This window comes from Mammaliicoccus sp. C-M13 (genome assembly GCF_022386845.1).
GTDB lineage: Bacteria > Bacillota > Bacilli > Staphylococcales > Staphylococcaceae > Mammaliicoccus > Mammaliicoccus lentus.
The window spans coordinates 162,750-184,580 of the sequence record NZ_JAJNHQ010000004.1; the positions used below are offsets into that span (position 1 = coordinate 162,750).

At 31.9% G+C, this 21,831-nt stretch carries 13 protein-coding genes; 6 read left to right on the forward strand and 7 right to left on the reverse strand.

Annotated features, from left to right (window positions below; translation table 11 throughout):
- Positions 1-7 precede the first annotated feature (7 nt).
- Positions 8-430 (forward strand): pyridoxamine 5'-phosphate oxidase family protein, encoded by a 423-nt coding sequence (locus LQ615_RS04910; RefSeq protein WP_239703724.1) that lies wholly within the window; start codon positions 8-10, stop codon positions 428-430.
- 529 nt (positions 431-959) lie between these two features.
- Here the strand turns inward: LQ615_RS04910 and LQ615_RS04915 are convergent.
- Complete coding sequence (locus LQ615_RS04915; protein WP_103269228.1) at positions 960-1,733, reverse strand: cytochrome c oxidase assembly protein; 774 nt, start codon at positions 1,731-1,733, stop codon at positions 960-962.
- Complete coding sequence (locus tag LQ615_RS04920; RefSeq protein WP_017000043.1) at positions 1,720-2,181, reverse strand: DUF2243 domain-containing protein; 462 nt, start codon at positions 2,179-2,181, stop codon at positions 1,720-1,722. Before LQ615_RS04920 ends, LQ615_RS04915 begins: the two co-directional genes overlap by 14 nt.
- A gap of 318 nt (positions 2,182-2,499) precedes the next feature.
- Here LQ615_RS04920 and LQ615_RS04925 point away from each other — a divergent pair, with 318 nt between their 5' ends.
- Positions 2,500-3,897 carry an MFS transporter gene (locus LQ615_RS04925; protein ID WP_103269229.1) on the forward strand — a complete coding sequence of 466 codons (1,398 nt, stop codon included), beginning with the start codon at positions 2,500-2,502 and terminating at the stop codon, positions 3,895-3,897.
- Between the two features lie 174 nt (positions 3,898-4,071).
- On the opposite strand, the gene xylE is transcribed toward LQ615_RS04925, so the two are convergent.
- The 4 genes from xylE to LQ615_RS04945 all read right to left on the reverse strand — a co-directional run bounded on the left by xylE (position 4,072) and on the right by LQ615_RS04945 (position 9,670).
- A complete protein-coding gene (gene xylE, locus LQ615_RS04930; RefSeq protein ID WP_064204730.1) occupies positions 4,072-5,529 on the reverse strand; it encodes a D-xylose transporter XylE in 1,458 nt (485 codons plus the stop codon).
- A gap of 20 nt (positions 5,530-5,549) precedes the next feature.
- Positions 5,550-7,040 (reverse strand): xylulokinase, encoded by a 1,491-nt coding sequence (gene xylB / locus LQ615_RS04935; RefSeq protein ID WP_103269230.1) that lies wholly within the window; start codon positions 7,038-7,040, stop codon positions 5,550-5,552.
- 5 nt (positions 7,041-7,045) lie between these two features.
- Positions 7,046-8,368, reverse strand: coding sequence for a xylose isomerase (xylA, locus tag LQ615_RS04940; protein ID WP_103269231.1), 1,323 nt, complete (start codon positions 8,366-8,368; stop codon positions 7,046-7,048).
- Between the two features lie 147 nt (positions 8,369-8,515).
- A complete protein-coding gene (locus tag LQ615_RS04945; protein WP_103269232.1) occupies positions 8,516-9,670 on the reverse strand; it encodes an ROK family transcriptional regulator in 1,155 nt (384 codons plus the stop codon).
- Between the two features lie 219 nt (positions 9,671-9,889).
- Here LQ615_RS04945 and LQ615_RS04950 point away from each other — a divergent pair, with 219 nt between their 5' ends.
- The 4 genes from LQ615_RS04950 (at position 9,890) to LQ615_RS04965 (ending at position 14,340) form a co-directional block, all read left to right on the forward strand.
- A complete protein-coding gene (locus LQ615_RS04950) occupies positions 9,890-10,510 on the forward strand; it encodes an NAD(P)-dependent oxidoreductase (protein ID WP_103269233.1) in 621 nt (206 codons plus the stop codon).
- Positions 10,511-10,817: 307 nt separating this feature from the next.
- Positions 10,818-12,866: a heavy metal translocating P-type ATPase gene (locus tag LQ615_RS04955; protein WP_239703722.1), complete on the forward strand. Its 2,049-nt coding sequence runs from the start codon at positions 10,818-10,820 to the stop codon at positions 12,864-12,866.
- Positions 12,867-12,886: 20 nt separating this feature from the next.
- Positions 12,887-13,435: a YdhK family protein gene (locus tag LQ615_RS04960; protein ID WP_239703721.1), complete on the forward strand. Its 549-nt coding sequence runs from the start codon at positions 12,887-12,889 to the stop codon at positions 13,433-13,435.
- Between the two features lie 419 nt (positions 13,436-13,854).
- Entirely contained in the window at positions 13,855-14,340 is a 486-nt protein-coding gene (locus tag LQ615_RS04965; RefSeq protein WP_239703720.1) for an MgtC/SapB family protein, read from the forward strand.
- A 248-nt stretch (positions 14,341-14,588) separates the two neighbouring features.
- On the opposite strand, the gene LQ615_RS04970 is transcribed toward LQ615_RS04965, so the two are convergent.
- Positions 14,589-21,831: LPXTG cell wall anchor domain-containing protein (locus tag LQ615_RS04970; protein WP_239713521.1), on the reverse strand; the 7,243-nt coding region annotated here is incomplete at its 5' end.

The window sequence follows — 21,831 nt, forward strand, 5'->3', positions numbered from 1 at the left end:
GATAGAAATGGATAAAACTGAAATCCAAGATAAAATTGAAAACATTTTAAATCAATCACGAGTAGGTGTATTATCTACAGCTCATCATAACGTACCAAACAGTCGTTACATGATGTTTTATAACGACGATTTGACACTATATACAAAAACAAGCAAAGAAACGACAAAAGTTGAAGAATTCAGAGATAATCCGAATGCACATGTATTACTAGGATATAATGAAACAACGAACCATAGCTTTTTAGAAATAGATGCTGACGCAGAAATTATAGAAGATCAAGAAACAATAGATTGGTTATGGCAAAACCAAGATAAAACATTCTTTGATTCTAAAAAAGATCCAGATTTATGCGTTATAAAGATTAAACCTAAAACTATAAAACTTATGAATGATGACGATGTAGAGACACCACAGGTTATCACTCTATAATAAAGCTTTTATATTAAATAAAACCTGAAAAATCTTTTAAGATTTTTCAGGTTTTTTATTACTAATCACTTCAAGTAACTACGTGTCACAATAATGTTTAACAAGTATAGAAATAATATATGACCCACTATCCAAATAACATGTTCATTTAAGCTATATTGAAATATATCCCTTTCTGACATTTTTATAAGAATTGGATATAAAACAGTAAATATAATAAAGAGAGTTGTTAAAAAAATAATTTTCAATTTATTGAAATTAACGTAAATAACTATAGTGATAATTACTATTATGAAAGTAGTTAAAAAATGATAACTCAATTCTTCTATTAAAGTTATATTTTGATAATTTCTTACAAAATCTACGTTTAATAACAAGTCAGCAGTATGGTAATTTGTTATTAAATCAATAATTACGAATAAAAAATACGTAATACATGTAAGTATTAAACTGATAAATAATGGCATTATAATTAAACGTGCTTTACCCATTCATACATCTCCGATACACAAAACAAAATTTTAAATCCTTAAACATTGAGCCTTTTACTACTCTGCTTATTATATTGATTTATTCTTTTCGGCCTCACACTTTTATACCATTTTAAACACATTAAAAATATAATAACGAGTTCTATTACATCTCCACCATAGTACATGACCATTGCGCCTTTTTCTGCTTGATTCGTCTCTACCCCTGAAGGAGGATAAGGATAAAATGACTTAGATAATATTTGGTGCAAAGTGACTGAAATCATCATAACAATAGCCCTGTAACGAAATGAATAAGGATTTCGTACTGGATCTATATATAGCATGATAGACGTAAATAAGTATCCTGCTAGAAAAATATGAATATGAACTAAATAATAAATTAAAGCAGAATGATGCATGTACATGAATAAATCAGTCCTATACAATAACCATAAACCGCCAGTATTTAAGACAAGTGCTGTTACTGGATGCATTATAAATTTGACGTAACCAGTATTCATAAACGAAGTTAATTTTCTCGCGCTTTTTGTAGGTAATGATTTTAATAACAACGTTATCGGAGCTGCAAGCACCATTAAAAGGGGTGCTAACATTCCTAATAGTATATGCCCATACATGTGGTTAACAAAATGATGATGCATTAAACTCGCCATTGGTTCAATCATTACAATTGAACCACTACAAACACCAATTACCCATAAACACGTTCTATAAAATGGCCAACTTCGTTCTTTCAATGCCATTCCAATATACGAACCAATTAAGGATAACGCTATGATAACAATAGGCAAAGAATTAAGAATTATCATGCTTTATCATCTCTCTTTTTCGAGACATTAAATACCCAACGATAATCATTAAAGAACCTGTAACAATCCAAACTATATCATAAGTAATGACATTATCTACGTAGCGAATTTGGTGCATTCTCAAAATTTTATGATTAATAATGCCGTCATATACCTGGAATGTACCCATTCCCATTAATACTCGACCAATCCAAAATATCCAATTCGTGCTGAATTTCCGTCTCGCATCTGCCAATAAAAACAAACCAAAAATAATAAAAAATCCACACATTGCGTTTAACACACCATCAGAAAATAAGCCTACTTCTCTCGTCATTTGATCATAAAAATGATGCCACTGTAAAAACTGATGAAAAACCATTTCGTCTATAAAACCCGCTAAACCAAAGCCAAACATAAGTCCGGACCACCTATGTTTTTTATCGTAAAGTTGGCGTTCATTATGCATCAAAATACCCCCTCGAAAATAGCTCTTATTCTAACAAATACCCTCATATGTTTAGCGTAATCTCTCTCTATTTTAAGAATACTCATCTAAACCATTCGAATTGCTGTACAGGAAACTGTACAATAAAGCGAATGATATATAAATCGGTAAGGTAGTTAATTTTTATACATAGTTATTCGGGTAATATTATTTATACTCATAACTTTTATCATTTAACATTTACACTCAAAGGGTATATATTTACTATAAACAGCTTCTGATTCAACATATTTGTATCTTCATTAAAGTGTGCAAACATATTTTTAGGAGGGGACGGGTATGACAAATGAAACAATCACAATACATACGAAACAAGATATCGTCGATTATGTAAATGAGCGAAAAACAACAAAGCGTACGTCACTACTACTTATTATAGTATTAGGGACTATTTTTTTAGACGCTTACGATTTAACGATTTTAGGTACAGCTACTGATCAGCTTACAGAAGAATTTAATTTATCCGCAACATATTTATCTTTTGTTATGACTGCTATGCCTTTTGGTGCTTTAATTGGTGCAGCTATTGGTGGTTTTTATGCTGATAAATTGGGCCGCAAGCTTATCCTATCCATTTCATTAATCTCCTTAATTATAGGCGCTCTCGGTGCAGCGTTATCGCCTACCCCATTCATATTACTCTGTTTCAGATTATTGATGGGATTTGCAATCGGTATGGACAGCCCTGTTGCTTTCACATTCATTGCAGAAATCAGTAATAAAAAGGATAAAGGTCGTAACGTCAATTATTGGCAAGTTGTCTGGTATATTGCAGTGGTATCATCTGCACTGATTGTGATTCTGCTATATGAATTAGGTACTGACACTTGGTTATGGCGTTATTCAGTAGGTCTTGGTGCTGTATTTGCAACGATTATACTAGTTTTGAGACTTTTTTATTTAAGTGAAAGTCCTACTTGGTCCATGAAAAACAAAACACTTACTCAAGCTACAAGAGAACTTGAAAAGAACTACAATATTAAAGTGAAACTTGAACCGAATAAAGGTGAAGATGAATCTTACCGTAAAACAGAAGTAAAACATCCTTTAAGAACATTATTCAACAAACGTTATCGTAAAAGAACAATATTAGCGACTTCAATAGCTACATTGCAAGGGATGCAGTATTATGCAATTGGATTATATATTCCTTTAATTGCTATATACATTATTGGTGACAATAAAATTGAATCATTATCAGGTACAGCTTTGATTAACGTTGCTGGTATCATTGGTGGTTTAGTAGGTGCATTACTGACAACTAAATACGGCGCACGCAAACTAACGATGATTGGTTTTAGTATTGTAGGTTGTTCAATGTTAGTCATCGGATTCTTTTACGGACACACATATACATGGGTAATTGCACTCATGGTAGCATTCTTCCTATTCGGTCATGCAGGTGGTCCAGGCACACAAGGGAAAGCAATTGGAGCCTTATCTTATCCGACTATTTTAAGAGGTAAAGGTACCGGATTTGTTGAATCAGTTAGTCGATTCGGCAGTATGTTTGGAACATTTATATTCCCAATTATTTTAGCTAACTTCGGACTAAATAATACAATGCTATTTTTAGCCGCTGTGCCTATACTTGGTTTAATTATTACTACTGTTATTAAGTGGGAGCCAGTTGGTAAAGATGTAGAACATGAAGACCAATATATTGAAAAAATATAATAACAAAAGGGAGCGGGACAGAAATCTCATTTTAATAAATAGATTTCGTAGTCTCGCCCCAGCGAGGATGGCTAGGGTTGGAAAAAACTTGATATAAGCGCATTTTCAATCCAGTCAGCTACTGCCATTATAATAAAAGAGGCTGAGACATGTATTTATGTCCCAGCCTCTTTACTACTTCGTAACTGTATTTTCATACGGTACATTTCCGTATTCTTCAGTTTGTTTATTCTCGTTAGGCTTATCTTTTTCCCATATACTTTCTAGTTCTTCTAAAGTTTTACCTTTAGTTTCAGGTATGAATTTCCAAACAAATATTCCTGACAATATACTCATTGTTGCATAAAAACCATAAGTCATTGTACCGCTGATATCCATCATAAATGGATAAGTTGATGTGATTGTAAAGTTCGCTAACCACTGAACTGCTACTGCTATAGCCATCGCACTACTTCTAATACGGTTCGGGAATATTTCTGATAATAATACCCAAATAATTGGACCCCAACTCATCATAAATGAAGCAGTATAGATGACCATAAATAGTAATGTGATTACACCGAATATTCCATTTGCTGTTAATATACTCATGCCTATCATACCGATAGCCATTCCTGTTGATCCAATGATAAGTAACGGTTTACGTCCAAATTTATCAACATAAATTATAGCAATTAATGTGAATACCACATTTACTAATCCCATAACGACAGTTTGAATCATTGAAGCATCACTACCTGCACCAAGGGTTTCGAAAATTCTCGGTGCATAATAAAGTGCTACGTTTATTCCAATAAATTGTTGGAATATAGATAGTAATATTCCGATGATAATGACTGTTTTACCAAAACTAAATAATGGTGCTTTTGTATCATTTTTCTTACTTTTTGTAGATAATATATCTTTCAATACTTTTTTAGCATGCTCATTTGATGAATAAATTTTATTCAGAACAGTTAATGCGTCTTTATCTTTATTAGCTAATATTAAATACCTAGGTGTTTCTGGTACCAAGAATAGCAATACAAAGAATACGACAGCTGGTATTGCTTCAGTCATAAACATATAACGCCAACCTATTACATCAACCCAATTTTGTGATTGACCAAATGTAATACCATAGTTTACAAAGTATACGACTAACATACCAAATATAATTGCGAACTGGTTCCAAGATACGAGTCGTCCTCTAATTGATGAAGGAGAAATTTCACTAATATACATTGGAGAAATAGCAGAAGCTAAGCCTACTCCTATCCCACCTATAACACGGTATATATTAAACATGACTAACAACCCTAAACTTGATTGTCCTGCATCAAAGAATAGAAATTCTGGATATCCTGATAAAATTGCTGATACTATAAATAAGATTGCAGCAACTTGTAAAGATTTTTTACGACCTAAACTTCTTGAAATATTTGAAGACAATAATCCACCTATAATACACCCAATTAAAGCACTTGATACTGTTATTCCGTGAATAAAACTACCATAACCTGATGTAATATACTTTTGTAATGATTGTTCTGCCCCAGAAATTACTGCTGTATCATAACCAAATAATAGCCCACCAAGCGTTGCGATTAGTGCAATTTTAAAGATAAATCTCTTATTATCATAACTACTCATTATCCCATCTCCCTAATTCGTTATTTAAATTGAGCTAAGTCTTTCGTTAGTGGCTGAGTTGCAGTATAAATTTGTTTATATATATTAAATAATTTTTGATATGATTCATTATTTTTTGAATCTGGCGTGACTTTTTCATGATAGTTAATCCATGATTGGCTAATATCTTGAAATGTATCAAACCAGTTTTCGCCCATTGCAGCTAACATTGCAGCACCATATGCTGGCCCTTGTTCTTCTGTCCTAGTAATAATAGGCGCATTAAAGATATCCGCTTGTATTTGTAACCATTCTTCATTTTTTGCGCCTCCACCAATAGAAACAATTTCTTTTATATCGACATCTTGATTTTTCATAATCTCGATACTTTCATTAATAGAGTAAGTAACACCTTCAAGTACTGAACGTTTAATATCCTTTTGCGATGTATTAGCATCTAGCCCAATAAAGCTACCCCTGACAGATGCATCGTTATACGGTGTACGTTCACCTAATAGATATGGTGTATACAAGAGTCCATTTGCCCCTATTTTGGATTGTGAAATATCTTGTAAGAATGTACTAAAGTCTTCATCTGGGTTAAGCAATTGCTTTAGCCATTCTAAACTATAGCCAGCTGAAAGCGTAACACCCATAATATACTTTTGATTTGGCACACAATGACTAAAGTAATGCATGTTACCGTCATTTTCGTAATGTTCACTGTTCTCAATAGAAAGTGCAACCCCCGATGTACCAATGCTTACAAGTTGTTTTGTTTCATCTGTTATACCAGAACCAAGTGCACCACAGGCATTATCTGCGCCACCTTGATAAATATTTATTTCCCAGTCAATATTTAATTGATTCTTAATATCTTCTTTTAACACACCACTTTTTTGATGAGAAGGAATCACTTCTGGGCAAATGTTCGAATCAATATCTAATTGATTTAATAATGTTTCAGACCATTTTTCAGTTTTGATATTATACATAATCGTTCCAGCAGCATCTGATGGTTCTGTGAAAATATTACCCGTCAATTTATAGACAACATAATCTTTCGGCAACATAAATTTATGAATCTTTTTATAATTATTAGGTTCATTATTTTTTAGCCAAATTAATTTCGGAAGTGTGAAACCTTCAAGTACAGTATTTTGTGTTTGTTTAAGTAAGAATTCCATACCTAAAGTTTCTTTAATTTCTTCCACTTCTTGTGAAGTACGTGTATCATTCCATAAAATAGCTGGCCTTATACTATCACCAGATTCGTCAACAACGACTAATCCATGCATCTGTCCTGAAAAGCTAATACCTGTGATTGATTGTTTATCAAATTTCTTTAATAAGTGCGTTAAACTATTCACTGTTGCTTCGTACCAAACATCTGGATCCATTTCACTGTAACCAAACTTTGGATGCGTCGTTTTATAACTGATGCTATGAGAGTCGACAACCTTACCATCTTTATTAACAACTATGGACTTTAATCCACTTGTACCAATATCAACGCCAATTACATAAGTCATAATTATCATTCTCCATTATTGATATTTAGAATATATTGATTGATTTGTGATTTTATTACTTCTAAGTGATCTGACTCATTTTCAATTTTTTCTATTTTATGTGCATATTTTTCTAATTCTTTAAATGAAGTTGTTCCTTCTACAATTTCCTTACCGATACCTTCACTAAATGATTTATATTTTTTATTAATGATATTTTCGAAGAAGTTATCTTCAATCATTTTATGAGCGACTCTTAATCCAAGTGCAAATGTATCCATACCTGCAATATGCGTTAATAGTAAGTCTTCTTGTTTAAATGATGTTCTTCTTGGCTTAGCATCGAAGTTTAGACCACCTGGGCTTAAACCATCATTTTTAAGTATTTCGTACATCGCTAATGTCGTGTCATACACGTCTGTAGGGAATTCATCAGTATCCCAACCTAGTTGAGGATGACCTTGATTGGCATCCACTGATCCTAACATTTGATTATCGCGTGCATATCTTAGTTCATGTTGGAATGAATGACCTGCTAAAGTAGCGTGGTTTGCTTCAATATTAAATTTAAATACATCATCTAAGTCATACTTCTGTAAGAAAGCATGAGCTGTTGCAACGTCTGTATCATATTGATGAGTAGTTGGTTCTTTAGGTTTAGGTTCAATTAAGAATTGTCCTTCAAATCCTATTTCTTCAGCATAACTTTTAGCCATTTTGAAGAAGTTTGCTAAATTATCTAGTTCTAACTTCATATCGGTATTTAATAAACTTTCATAACCTTCACGACCACCCCAGAATACAAAGTTTTCTGCGCCTAACTTTTTAGCAATTTCTAAAGATTTTTTCACTTTCGCTGCAGCGTATGCATATACTTCAGCGTTAGAAGATGTAGCTGCTCCGTGTACAAAACGTTCATGTGTGAAATTATTAGTAGTATTCCATAATAATTTCTTGCCCGTCTCGTCCATTTTTTCTTTAATAAGATCGACTATTACGTCTAAGTTTTCATTTGATTCTTTTAAATTAGAACCTTCAGGAGCAATATCAATATCGTGGAAACAGAAATATTCAAGATTTAATTTTTCCATGAATTCAAAAATAGCATCCACTCTTGCTTTAGCTTTGTCCATCTCATTTAAGTTATCCCATTCACGTTCAGCCGTGCCTACACCAAATGGGTCTGAAAGATCTGCAGTAAATGTATGCCAATAAGCGACACTAAACCTTAAATGTTCAGCCATCGTTTTATCGCCTATTTTTTCTTCCGGATTATAATATTTAAAACTATAAATGTTTTGTGATTTTGAACCTTCGTATTTTACTTTATCTATGTCGAAATATGTCATTGTAATCCTCCTAATGATAGTTGGTTAGTTTATTAAACAAACTAACTTTAAAAATAATATATCATATACTATCATTTATGTAAACGCTTTCTACATTAAAAAAAGAACTTGTTAGAAATCTTATATAAGATTTCTAACAAGTTCTTTTTAAATATGAATATCTAATTGAATGTCTTCAATTTGTAGCACTTTTTGAATGATTGCTAAAGTTCCGCCTAACAAAGTAGCATACTTCACATTAGAATTTAGCTTGATTTGAATTTCATTTCGAGAATACTGTTTAAACTGTTCTTTAATTTCTTCTAAAATTTCTGGCATTTCATTGATTAACGGACAGTTAACATAAAAAGCATTTGGATTAAATTGCGTGTTTAAGTTATGTATTAATATAGCAATCTTATTAATAAATTGCTCCATCTCTTGCACAACTACAGAGTTTCGCTCTTTATAATATTGAATTAGTTTACTAAGTGTTAACGTCTCACCTAATTGATGGCTTAAATTTTGTAGTAAAACTTCTTGAGAAAAAATATCTTCAATCTTATGATAAGTTTCCACATTATTGCTTACTTTTGATACAAGTGTTTTTCCAATCTCACCCGCTTCACCATTGGCACCGCGATACAATTTATTATTAATAATTAAGCCCGCACCAATACCTTTATGAATGCTAAGCGCTATAAGGTTATTAATCGATAAACTATGCTTAAAATTACGTTCATACAATGCAGAAAGATTCGCTTCATTTTCGATCATAACAGGAACTTGGGCAAATTCTTTTAGCATTTCTGTTATAGAAACCCCGTCTGTCTTGTGGAATGGTAAATAAATGACATTTTGATCATTATCAACGACACCATGTATAGATACAGACATACCTAATAAACCGTGAATAGTGTTATGTTTCTCACGAACATCAACGTGCTCTTTCAAAATATCTAATATACTACTTACATTGTCATTCGGTAATTTATAAGATTCGTGTTGAATCACATTACCATCAAAGTAGTTATACATCACTTCAACAGAACTATACGTCAAATCTAACGAAATAAAGTAGCCATACAGATGATTAACCTTAAGTAAGATCGGTTTCCTTCCGCCACTTTTCGTACTGTCACCTTCACCAACTTCGCGCACTAAAGATTTACTCTTCAATTTATTTAAAATACTAGAAATGGTCGCTTTATTAATTCCTAGATTCTTTGATATTTCTGTGCGTGAAATATTTTGATGATTAAAAATTTCTTTTAGCACTAATTTTTCATTACTATTTATATTTAAAAATAAGTTATTTTCCATAATTTAAGACCCCATATGCACTTTGAATGTTCTATTTTAAATATCCATTTTATTATATTTATTATTTTAACACATATTAAAATAGCCAAAAGTTTTATCCTTATTTAATATATACCCTCTATTATTCATATTTGTTCAATTTCTTGTATGATATCATTGATATTATATACATCAATCTAAAATCACTTTTTATATAACTGAAAAGGAGCATATAAATTTATGAATATTTTAATTTTAGGAGCAACTGGTCGTGTTGGTCATGAGATTTTAAATCATGCGATTAATGACGATCACCATATAAATGTATTAGTTCGTAATAAAGAAAAATTAAATACTAACTATAATCAACTCAATATTATAGAAGGCAATGTGTTAAACAAAGATGATATTGCTCAGGCAATAAAAGGTGTAGATGTTGTATTCAGTGCATTAGGTACTGATGGTACAACTACATTAACAGAAGCTATGCCTCTTATTATTGAAGCGATGGAACAAGAAAATATTAAGCGTATCATAACTATAGGCACCGCTGGTATATTACAAAGTAGAACTGACCGCGACCTTCTTCGTTATGAATCAAACGAATCCAAAAGAAAAACGACTCGTGCAGCGGAAGAACACCGTAAAGTATATGAACTTCTCGACCAATCATCCCTTGAATGGACAATTGTTTGTCCTACGTATTTACCTGATGGAGAACGAACAGGCGAATATCGAACAGAGAAAAATTATTTACCTGAAGATAGCGTTAAAATCTCCGTACCAGATACTGCAGAATTCGCTTATCAACAGTTGAAAAACGATGAGTATGTTAAATCGAGAGTCGGTATTGCGTATTAAATAGAAAAGCCCGGGACATAAATAATTGTCCTGGGCTTTATTTTTGAGAATAGCTGAAAAGTTTTTTGAAATAAAAAAATAAGTGATTTGTTGTTCATTATTTTCAGCTCCAATTTTTATCAACATTTCTTTTTTATAAAGTTCTTGGAAGGCTTGTTATCACTATTTATTGTTAACCATGATTGTAGTTATTGAACAATAAAATCAACAAAAAATCATTTTACCATATACCTATAGGGGTATATGTTATACTTTGATTATCAACTAGTTGTTCTTTTAAATTTTATAAATTAGGAGGTTCATTATCATGAATAAAGATAACAAGCATGATCATGAGCATCATAGTCATCAAGGACATGAAAATCATGAAGACCATGATAATCATAGTGACCATGCTCATCATCATGGTAATTTTAAAAGTAAATTCTTTATTTCATTAATTTTTGCAGTCCCCATCATCATTTTATCACCAATGATGGGCGTAAAATTACCGTTCCAAGTTTCATTTACAGGTTCAGATTGGATTGTATTAATTCTATCTACAATTTTATTCTTTTATGGTGGAAAGCCATTTATTACAGGTGCTAAAGATGAAATTTTAAGTAAAAAACCTGGAATGATGACGTTAGTTACACTAGGTATTTCAGTTGCATATATTTATAGTTTATATGCATTTTATATGAATAACTTTAGCTCTTCGTCGTCCCATACTATGGACTTTTTCTGGGAGTTAGCTACTTTAATTGTCATTATGTTATTAGGTCACTGGATTGAAATAAATGCAGTTGGTAATGCTAGCAATGCTTTAAAGAAAATGGCGGAACTTTTACCTAATACCGCTATAAAAGTAATCGATGAAGACCAACGTCAAGAAGTGAAAATATCAGATATTGATATTGATGATATCGTTGAAGTTAAAGCTGGTGAAAGTATACCTACTGACGGTATCATCGCACAAGGTGAAACTTCGATTGACGAATCATTAGTAACAGGGGAATCAAAACTCGTTCCTAAAGCTTATAACGATGAAGTTATTGGTGGTTCCATCAATGGCTCAGGAACTATTCAAGTTAAAGTTACTGCTACCGGCGAAAACGGCTACCTTTCTCAAGTAATGGGATTAGTGAACCAAGCACAAAATGATAAATCCAAAGCTGAATTATTATCGGATAAAGTAGCAGGTTATTTATTCTACTTTGCAGTAAGTATCGGCTTAATTTCGTTTATTGTATGGATGCTTATTCAAAGTAATGTTGATTTTGCACTTGAACGTCTTGTAACAGTACTTGTCATAGCTTGTCCTCACGCATTGGGGTTAGCGATTCCTTTAGTTACAGCACGTTCTACATCTATAGGTGCACACAATGGTTTAATTATAAAAAATAGAGAGTCTGTAGAAACAGCTCAACATTTAGATTATATTATGATGGATAAAACAGGTACATTAACTGAAGGTAATTTCTCAGTTAACCATTATGAAAGCTTTAATGAACAATTAACAGATGAAGAGGTATTGAGTCTATTTGCTTCATTAGAGAGCAATTCCAATCACCCTCTTGCTACTGGTATAGTCAATTACGTTAAAAGTAAAGACATATCCTATTCTAGCCCTAAAGAAGTTAACAACTTACCAGGTGTTGGTCTAGAAGGTACTGTTAATAATAGAAAATTAAAAATAACAAATGTAACTTATTTAGATCAAAATAAATTTGATTACAACAAAGAACAATTTACCGACCTTGCTAAAGAAGGCAATTCCGTTAGTTATTTAATTGATGACAACCAAGTTATTGGCGTTATCGCGCAAGGTGACAAAATTAAAGAAAGTTCAAAACAAATGGTTTCTGATTTATTATCTAGAAATATCACACCTGTCATGCTTACAGGTGATAATAATGAAGTTGCTCAAGCAGTTGCCAAAGAGTTAGGTATCGATGATGTACATTCACAATTAATGCCGGAAGATAAAGAAAAAATCATTAAAGATTATCAATCAAAAGGTAGTAAAGTTATGATGGTTGGTGATGGTATTAACGATGCGCCAAGTCTTATTAGAGCCGATATTGGTATGGCTATAGGTGCAGGTACAGATGTAGCCGTTGAGTCTGGCGATGTCATACTTGTTAAAAGTAACCCATCAGATATTATTAGTTTCTTAGATCTTTCTAAAAACACAATGAAAAAAATGGTTCAAAATCTTTGGTGGGGTGCTGGATACAACGTCGTTGCTGTACCTCTAGCAGCTGGAATATTAGCTGCAATAGGGTTAATTTTATCCCCTGCTGTTGGCGCAATACTCATGTCATTCAGTACGGTTATCGTAGCAATTAATGCTTTTACACTAAAATTAAAATAAAAGATAGGAGCTTTCAAATTATGATTAAGAAATTCAGTTTTATTATACTAGCATCAGGACTCGTATTATCCGCTTGTTCATCAGATAAAGGGGCAGAAGATAAAAAATCTAACAATCATAAAGAAGAAGAACATATGGAGCATAAAAGCGATAGTAAAACACCAGAAAACATGAAGAGTACAAACGATGGCAAGTTTAAAAAAGGTGATAAAGTTACAATTACAGAGGGGCATATGGCTGGGATGAAAAACGCCAAAGGTACAGTGAAAGAAGCTTATAAAACTTATGCTTATGAAGTAAGTTACACACCAACAAACGGTGGCGACAAAGTAAATAATCATAAATGGGTCGTTAACGAAGAAGTAGCTGACGCACCTGAAGATGGTTTCAAAAAAGGCGACACTGTTAAATTAGAAGCTGACCATATGTCTGGCATGAAAAATGCAGAAGCTAAAATTGATGATGTAGAAGAAACAACTGTTTATATCGTAGATTATCAATCAACAGATAATGATAAAATGGTTAAAAATCATAAATGGATGACGGGCGATGAACTAAAAACACGTTAAAAATATCGGAATAAAAGAGCTAAGGACATAAATCCTTAGCTCTTTTTTGGGTGGGATTGATCGAGTCGATATTGTTGTTGGATTTTCTATGACGTTAATCCAGGTAAAAATCATCTTATTGGATTTTCTAGCTCATTAATCCAGGTAAACACTCCTTTATTAGATCCACCTTTACGTAAAACCACGAATTAACTTTTTCTTCTGTTTCATAGCTAATCTTTGTATGTTTTTGTTTAATTTATTATTAACCGAGTATATATAAATACTATGAGTAGAAGTTAAACTGAATATGCTTTAAAATTTTCAGTAGTACTACTAATTACTCTTACTTAATTTATTAGCCAATTAAAATTTATATTTTTACAATAAGTATTATTAACCTTTTGCAAATCACTTTTTATATCGGAAGAAGGGATATTATGCTATTTCAATTAGACTTATTTTTAAGAATTTTTTTGGCCGTATTATGTGGTGCGATAATTGGTTATGAACGGTCACAAAGACTGAAAGCAGCTGGCATTAGAACGCATATACTTGTATCCGCCGCTTCAGCGTTGTTTATTATCATTTCAAAATACGGGTTTAATGATATTTTAAACTATTCAAACATTGAGCTAGATCCATCAAGGGTAGCTGCTCAAGTTGTAAGTGGTATCAGTTTTATTGGCGCTGGTACAATATTGATTAAAAATCAAAATATTAACGGGCTAACAACTGCTGCTGGACTATGGATAACTTCAGGCGTAGGTATGGCTTTAGGTTCGGGACTTTATTTCATCGGGATTCTATCAGCAATTTTAATTGTCATTATCCAGTACTTTTTGAGAGAAAATTTTATATACGAAAAAATTGTTAAAAAGAAAGAATACAAGAAAATATTGAAGCTTATTATTCAAACTATTTAAAACAGGATATATACAATTTACTTAAAGAAAATAATATTGAAAATATTTCATTTTACGTATATAAAATAGACCAGGATATAATTTATTTAAGCGTAACAGGTAAAGTTGTTTCTAAAACTTATAATAACAATGAACTTATGGAAAATTTATTCAGCTTAGAAGATGTTAGAGCAGTTAATTAATTGAATTAGGTATATATCTTAAAAAAGGGTCTGAGACATTGATTATGTCTCAGACCCTTTAAATTTTTATTTGTTTTTATCTTTGCGACGTGACCTAAATAGAACAATTGAACCAAGTGCTGCGAATAATGCCCCAAACAATGTTGTTGTTTTTCTTGAATCATTTGTTTCTTCACCTGTATCAGGTAATGCTTCATTGCCTTTATTATCTTTGGTTTTGTTGCTTTGTTGTGCACCGTTGTTTATGCGTTCCGCTTCACTGACGATACGGTTAATATCTTGTTGATTTGGTGCTTGTGCGATTTGATTCTGTAGTTGTTGTTTAGTTATTTCATCAAGGTTTGGCAAGGCATTTATCTTCGCATTACCTTCTGATTGTTGATTTACTAATAATTGATTAGCATCTTGTTGTTGTGCTTGTTTTATAATATCAGTAATCTGATTAGATGTAATTGCTTGGTCAACTTGATTGTTAAAATCATTTTTCACAGTGTCATCTATGTTTGGTAAGTCATTGATTATATCTTGAGCATTATCTTGATTTTTATTTAGATTAACTGTGTTTTGTACTTGTGCTTTGTTTACGATTTTATCAATGTCTAATTGAGTTTGTGCATCATCTATTTGTTTATTGAAATCTGATTTTTCTTCATATGATAAGTTAACTAAGTCATCTACGTTTTGTTTAGCATTATCTTTAGCATTGTTGAGTGCATTCTGAGCGTCTTGAGTTTGTGCATCTTTGATGATATTTACCAAATCTTCTGGTGTTTGTGCTTTTTCAATTTGTTGTTGGAAGTTACCTTTTTGTTTATCAGTTAAGTTATTCAATTGATCAATTTCTGATCGAGCTTTATCTTTGGCAGCTACTAAATCTTGTTTAGCTTTATTTTGTATATCTTTTGCTTTTGCATCTGACACAACTTTATCAATTTCCTCTTTTGACTTTGCACTTGAAATTTGTTTATTAAATTCCGACTTTTCTTTATCAGATAAATTATCTAAACTATTCACATCATTTGTACCTTGTTGTTTTTGTCTATCAAGTATGTTTTTCTCTGCTTTATCTTTAGCAGCCTGAACAATCTTATCAAGCTCTTCTTTATCAGTAGCATCATCTATTTGTTTATTAAATACTTCTTTTTCTCGATGAGATAAGCCCTCTAGCATATTGATACCAGTTTTAGCATTACCCTTTTGCTTATTAAGCATGTTTGTAGCATCTTGTGCTTTTGCATCTTGTACAACTTTATCAATAGTTTCTTTATCTTTAGCATTTTCTATTTGTTGGGCAAATTCAGCAAGTTCATCTTCTGTTAGATTTTTCAGGCTATTGATGTCTTCTTGACCTTTAGCTTTTTGTAAAGTGAGTAAGTTACTTGCATCTTGTGCTTTTGCATCACTAATTACTTTGTCAATTTCTGCTTTAGAAGTTGTATTATTTAATTGTTCTTTATATTGTGTCTTCTCTTCATCTGTTAAATTATTTAAGCTATCAAGTTCTTGTTGGCCTTGATCTTTTTGATTACTTAGTAAATTATTAGCATCTTGTGCTTTCGCATCTGCCACTGCTTTATCGATATCAGCTTTCGTAGTTGCATCTTGTACTTGCTTATTGAAATCAGATTTTTCTTTGTCAGATAAGTTATTTAGACCATTAACATTATCTTGTGCATTTTCTTTTTGCTTATTCAAAAGATTATCAGCTGCTTTATCGGTTGCATCTTCAACAATCTTATCGATATCAGCTTTCGTAGTTGCATCTTGAATTTGTTTGTTAAATTCTGCTTTTTCTTCTTCTGATAAATCATTTAAGTCATTAACTTCAGTCTGTGCATTTTCTATTTGTTTGTTTAATAAATTGCTTGCGTCAGTTTCATTAGCATCTTTAACAATATTTCCTACTTCTTCTGGTGTTTCAGCTGACTCTAGTTGTTGTCGTAAATCTGCTTTCTCTTCTTCTGTTAAATTAGTAAGTTGATCAATTTGGTTTTTCGCATCTTCTTTTGCAGCTGCTAAATCTTTGTCTGCTTTGTTTTGAACATCTTGTGCTTTCGCATCTGTTACTGCTTTATCGATTTCTTCTTTAGATGTAGCCACATTCACTTTATTATTAAATGCTGTTTTTTCTTCTTCTGATAAATTCTCTAAATTATTAATATCATTTGTGCCTGATTGTTTTTGACTATCAAGTAGGTTTTCATCGGATTTTTCTTGAGCATTTTGCACAATTTGATCGATAGTAACTTTATCTTTAGCATTCTCTATTTGTTCATTAAATGTTTCTTTCTCTTGTTCTGATAAATGCTCTAGACCATTTATATCGGCTGCAGCGTTATCTTTTTGTTTGTTTAGTAAATTGCTTGCATCTAGGTCTTGAGCACCTTCAATAACTTCTGCTATATCCATAGAATTATCTAAGGAATCAATATTTTCTTTATATTGTGCTTTGTCTTCATAACTAAGATTTCCCAGGTTATCTATAACTTCTTTAGCTTGTTCTTTAGCAGCTGCTAAGTCTTTATCTGCTTTATTTTGGATATCTTGTGCTTTCGCATCTGCCACTGCTTTATCGATTTCTTCTTTTGTTGTTGCATCTTGTACTTGCTTATTGAAATCAGATTTTTCTTTGTCAGATAAATCGTTTAAACCATTAATGTTGGTTTGTGCACTATCTTTTTGATTATTGAGTAAATTATCAGCCGATTTATTTGTAGCATCTTCAACGATTTTATCGATATCAGCTTTCGTAGTTGTATCTTGAATTTGTTTGTTAAATTCTGCTTTTTCTTTTTCTGATAAATCATTTAAGGCATTAACTTCAGTCTGTGCATTTTCTTTTTGTTTGTTTAATAAATTGCTTGCGTCAGTTTCATTAGCATCTTTAACAATATTTCCTACTTCTTCTGGTGTTTCAGCTGATTCTAGTTGTTGTTGTAAATCTTCTTTCTCTTCGTCTGTTAAGTTAGCTAGTTGATCAAGTTGAGTTTGTGCATCTTTTTTAGCTTGAGATAGATCTTGATCTGCTTTGTTTTGAATATCTTGCGATTTCGCATCTGCTACTGCTTTATCGATTTCCTCTTTTGTTGTAGCCTCAGAAACTTGTTTACTGAATTTACCTTTTTCTTCGTCAGATAAATTCTCTAAAGCATCAATATTTGTTTGACCGTTATCTTTTTGAGAGTTTAATAGATTGCTTGCATCTTTATCTTTAGCGTCTTGGATTACTTTATCAATAGCTGTTTTATCTGTTGCATCTGTAATTTGTTGTTCAAACTTAATACGGTCTTCTTCTGTTAAGTTACCCAAACTGTCTATATCTTGTTGTCCTTCATTTTTTTGTTCATTAAGTAAGTTTGTTGCGTCTTGTTTACGCGCTGTTTGTACTATTTTATCAATGGCATCTTTGTCTGTAGAATCATAAATTTGCTGAGCAAATTCATTTTTCTCATTTTCCGATAAATTGGATAAATTACTTATATCTGAATTACCTTGTTGTTTTTGATCACTTAATAAATTATTTGCATCTCTCTCTTTTGCATCTTGTACTGCTAGGTCAATCGCATCTTTTGTTGTAGCTTCAGCGATTTGTTGAGTGTAAATACTTTTCTCTTCTTCGGATAAATTAGCTAATGCATCAATATCTTTATTACCTTGAGTTTTATTCTCGTTTAAATTAGCTAGGTCTTTATTCTTAGCGTCTTGTAAAGCTTTATCAATTGCTTCTTTATCTGTTGCATTTGCAATTTGTTGTTCAAACTCAGCTCGATCATCATCTGTTAGGTTAATTAAATCGTTTAGCTTTTGATTACCTTGCTCTTTTTGAGACATAAGTAAGTTTGATACATCTTGCTCTCTAGCGTCTTGAATTACTTTATTAATTGCTTCTTTAGTTGTCGCATCTGTAATTTGCTGATTAAAGTTTGACTTCTCTTCATCAGATAAATTGCTTAAGTCATTTACTGTCTTATTACCTTCACTTTTTTGATTTTCAAGTAAGTTTGATGCGTCTTGTTCTCTAGCGTCTTGAATTACTTTATCAATTGCTTCTTTAGTTGTTGCATCTGTAATTTGTTGATTAAAGTTAGATTTCTCTTCATCAGACAGGTTGCTTAAGTCGTTTATATCATAAGCACCTTGTACTTTTTGATTTTCAAGAAGATTCGATGCATCTTTTGCATTAGCTTCTTGAACGATTTTATCGATATCCGCTTTACCAGTCGCATCTACAATTTGTTGTTCAAAGTCTTCACGTTCATCATCCGTTAAATTACTTAAACCACTAAGATCTTTTTTACCTTGCTCTTTTTGACTATTAAGTAAGTTATCAGCATCTTGATTACGTGCATCTTGTACTGCTTTATCGATATCAGATTTCGTCGTTGCATCTTTAATTTGTTGGTTGAATGCTTCTTGTTCATCTTGAGTTAAGTTATCTAATTCATTAATATCGTCGTTACCTTGTTGTTTTTGCTTTTCTAATAAATTATTTTCATCTTTTTCTTGAGCATCTTTAAGAATATTAAGTACATCTTCTGGAGTTGTTGCACCATCTAATTGTTCTTTAATATTTATTTTATCGTCTTCAGTTAAATTAGTAAGGTCATCAACTGTAGATTTTGCTTGATCTTTAGCATCTGATAAATCTTTTTCTGCTTTATTTTGAATATCTTTTGCTATTGCATCATTAATCGCTTCATTTATAGCTGTTTCATCTGTAGCGTTTGAAACTTGCTCTTTGAACTGCTCTTTTTCTTCGTCTGATAAATTAATTAATGCATCGATATCAGTTGTACCTTGTTGCTTTTGCTTATCTAATAAGTTTTGAGCATCTTGGTTTCGTGCATCATCTACAATTTTCTTCACATCTTTTGGAGATGAAGCTTCTTCAAGCTGTTGAGCAATTTTTGTTTTATTATCATCTGTTAAGTTAGTTAGTTGATCAATATCAGTTTGAGCTTTCTCTTTAGCGTCTGATAAGTCTTTATATGCTTTATTGTCTACGTCTTGTGCTTTTGCATCTTTAATTGTTTGATCAATTGTAGCTTTATCTGATGCATCAGTAATTTGTTGTTTGAACTGTTCTTTCTCTTCATCCGTTAAATTGCCTAAATTATTAATCTCTTCGCTACCTTGCTGCTTTTGCTTATCTAAGAAATTAGCGTCATCTTTGTTTTGGGCATCTTTAATGATTTGAGCCACTTCTTCTGGTGAAGTTGCATCTTTAAGTTGTTGGTTAATATTTGTTTTTTCATCTTCAGATAAATTATCAAGTTGTTCGATATCAGTTTGAGCTTTCTCTTTAGCGTCTGATAAGTCTTTAGCAGATTTATTGTCAGCATCTTGTGCTTTCGCTTCATTTATTGCTTCTTTGATGCTAGCTTCATTTGTTGCGTCAGTAATACGTTGTTCAAATTCTGAACGTTGTTCATCAGTTAAATTGCTCAAGTCATTTAATTGTTGCTTACCTTGCTCTTTTTGATTGTTAAGTAAATTGTCAGCATTCTGTTGTAAAGCGTCTTTAATAATATCTGCTACTGTTTCTGGATTATCTGCATCTTCAAGTCTTTGTGTAATGTCCGACTTGTCTTCATCAGTTAAATGTTCCATATTATCAATTTGAGATTGCGCATCATTTTTAGCATTTTCTAAATTTTGAGTTGCTTTATTTTCGATGTCTTGTGCTTTAGCGTTATTTATAGCTTCATTTATAGCAGTTTCATCTGTAGCATCAGAAATCTGCTGTTTAAACTGTTCTTTCTCTTCATCTGATAAATTAGTTAAACCATCAACATCAACTGTACCCTGTTCTTTTTGTTTATTTAATAAGTTTGATGCGTCCTTACTTTGTGCGTCTTTCAAAATTTGAGACACTTCATCTCGACTTGTTGCATTTTCAAGTTGTTGAGCAATATTAGCTTTCTCTTGTTCATTTAAATTAGTTAAGTTATCAACGTCAGTTTGAGCATTTGATTTAGCATCTGCTAAGTCTTTCATTGCTTTATTCTCTGCATCCTTCAATTTAGCATCGTTTACAGCTTGATGTATGCCTTCTTGGTTAGAGGCATCACTGATTTGTTGTTCAAACTGATTACGCTCTTCATCTGTCAGGTTACTTAAATCATTAAGCTCTTGTCTACCTTGATCTTTTTGACTGTTTAATAAATTTGAGACGTCTTTATCTCGAGCTTCTTGTATTACTTTGTCGATTGCTGCTTTATCTGTTGCGTCTGTAATTTGTTGCTCGAATTGATTGCGTTCTTCATCAGATAAATTAGCTAAATTATTTAAATCTTGATGACCTTGATCTTTTTGACTGTTTAATAAATTTGAGGCGTCTTTATCTCGAGCTTCTTGTATTACTTTGTCAATTGCTGCTTTATCTGTTGCATCTGTAATTTGTTGCTCGAACTGATTGCGTTCTTCATCAGATAAATTAGCTAAATCATTAATGTTTTGTTTACCTTGCTCTTTTTGGTTTGATAATAATTGCTCTTTATCTTGTTGCTTAGCATCGCTTACAATATTCGCTATATCTTCTGGTGATGTTGCTTCATTAATATTAGTAATAATAGTATTACGTGCATCATCAGTCAGATTCGCTAAACTATCTAACGTAGATTGTGCATTTTCTTTTGCTTGTTGTAAGTCTGCTACAGCTTTGTTTTGTGCATCTTGAGCTTCTGCATCTTTAACAACTTGATCAATGGCTGCTTTATTTTCAGCATTTGTAATTTGGTTACTGAAATTCGCTTTTTCTTCGTCTGTTAAATTGCTCATTCCATTAATTGTAGAATTACCTTTATTTCTTTGTGCATTAAGTAAATTACTATCATCTTTAGCTTTTGCATTAGCAACAACTTTATCGATAGCTGCTTTATCTACAGCATTTGTAATTTGATTATTGAACTCCGCTTTCTCTTCGTCTGTTAAATTAGGCAATTCATTGATATTAGACTGCCCTCTGTCTTTTTGACTGTTTAATAAATTAGTCGCATCTTTATTACGTGCATCTTGTACTGCTTTATCTATTGCCGATTTATCTTTAGCGTTCGTAATTTGATTTGTAAAATTACTAATATCTTCAGCTGTTAAATTACTTAAATTATTGATATTAGATTTACCTTGCTCTTTTTGATTATTCAATAAGTTAGTTGCATCTTTAATTTGAGCATCTTGTACCGCTTTATCTATTGCCGATTTATCTTTAGCGTTCGCAATTTGATTTGTAAAATTACTAATATCTTCAGCTGTTAAATTACTTAAATTATTGATATTAGATTTACCTTGCTCTTTTTGATTATTCAAT

What these genes read in the sequence shown, in the direction of transcription:
- xylE (WP_064204730.1), bottom strand. Translation starts at nt 5,529, where the DNA reads ATGAGTAGTTATGATAATAAGAGATTTATCTTTAAAATTGCACTAATC.
- LQ615_RS04955 (WP_239703722.1), top strand. Translation starts at nt 10,818, where the DNA reads ATGAATAAAGATAACAAGCATGATCATGAGCATCATAGTCATCAAGGA.
- LQ615_RS04960 (WP_239703721.1), top strand. Translation starts at nt 12,887, where the DNA reads ATGATTAAGAAATTCAGTTTTATTATACTAGCATCAGGACTCGTATTA.
- LQ615_RS04915 (WP_103269228.1), bottom strand. Translation starts at nt 1,733, where the DNA reads ATGATAATTCTTAATTCTTTGCCTATTGTTATCATAGCGTTATCCTTA.
- LQ615_RS04945 (WP_103269232.1), bottom strand. Translation starts at nt 9,670, where the DNA reads ATGGAAAATAACTTATTTTTAAATATAAATAGTAATGAAAAATTAGTG.
- LQ615_RS04950 (WP_103269233.1), top strand. Translation starts at nt 9,890, where the DNA reads ATGAATATTTTAATTTTAGGAGCAACTGGTCGTGTTGGTCATGAGATT.
- LQ615_RS04925 (WP_103269229.1), top strand. Translation starts at nt 2,500, where the DNA reads ATGACAAATGAAACAATCACAATACATACGAAACAAGATATCGTCGAT.
- LQ615_RS04920 (WP_017000043.1), bottom strand. Translation starts at nt 2,181, where the DNA reads ATGCATAATGAACGCCAACTTTACGATAAAAAACATAGGTGGTCCGGA.
- xylB (WP_103269230.1), bottom strand. Translation starts at nt 7,040, where the DNA reads ATGACTTATGTAATTGGCGTTGATATTGGTACAAGTGGATTAAAGTCC.
- LQ615_RS04910 (WP_239703724.1), top strand. Translation starts at nt 8, where the DNA reads ATGGATAAAACTGAAATCCAAGATAAAATTGAAAACATTTTAAATCAA.
- xylA (WP_103269231.1), bottom strand. Translation starts at nt 8,368, where the DNA reads ATGACATATTTCGACATAGATAAAGTAAAATACGAAGGTTCAAAATCA.
- LQ615_RS04965 (WP_239703720.1), top strand. Translation starts at nt 13,855, where the DNA reads ATGCTATTTCAATTAGACTTATTTTTAAGAATTTTTTTGGCCGTATTA.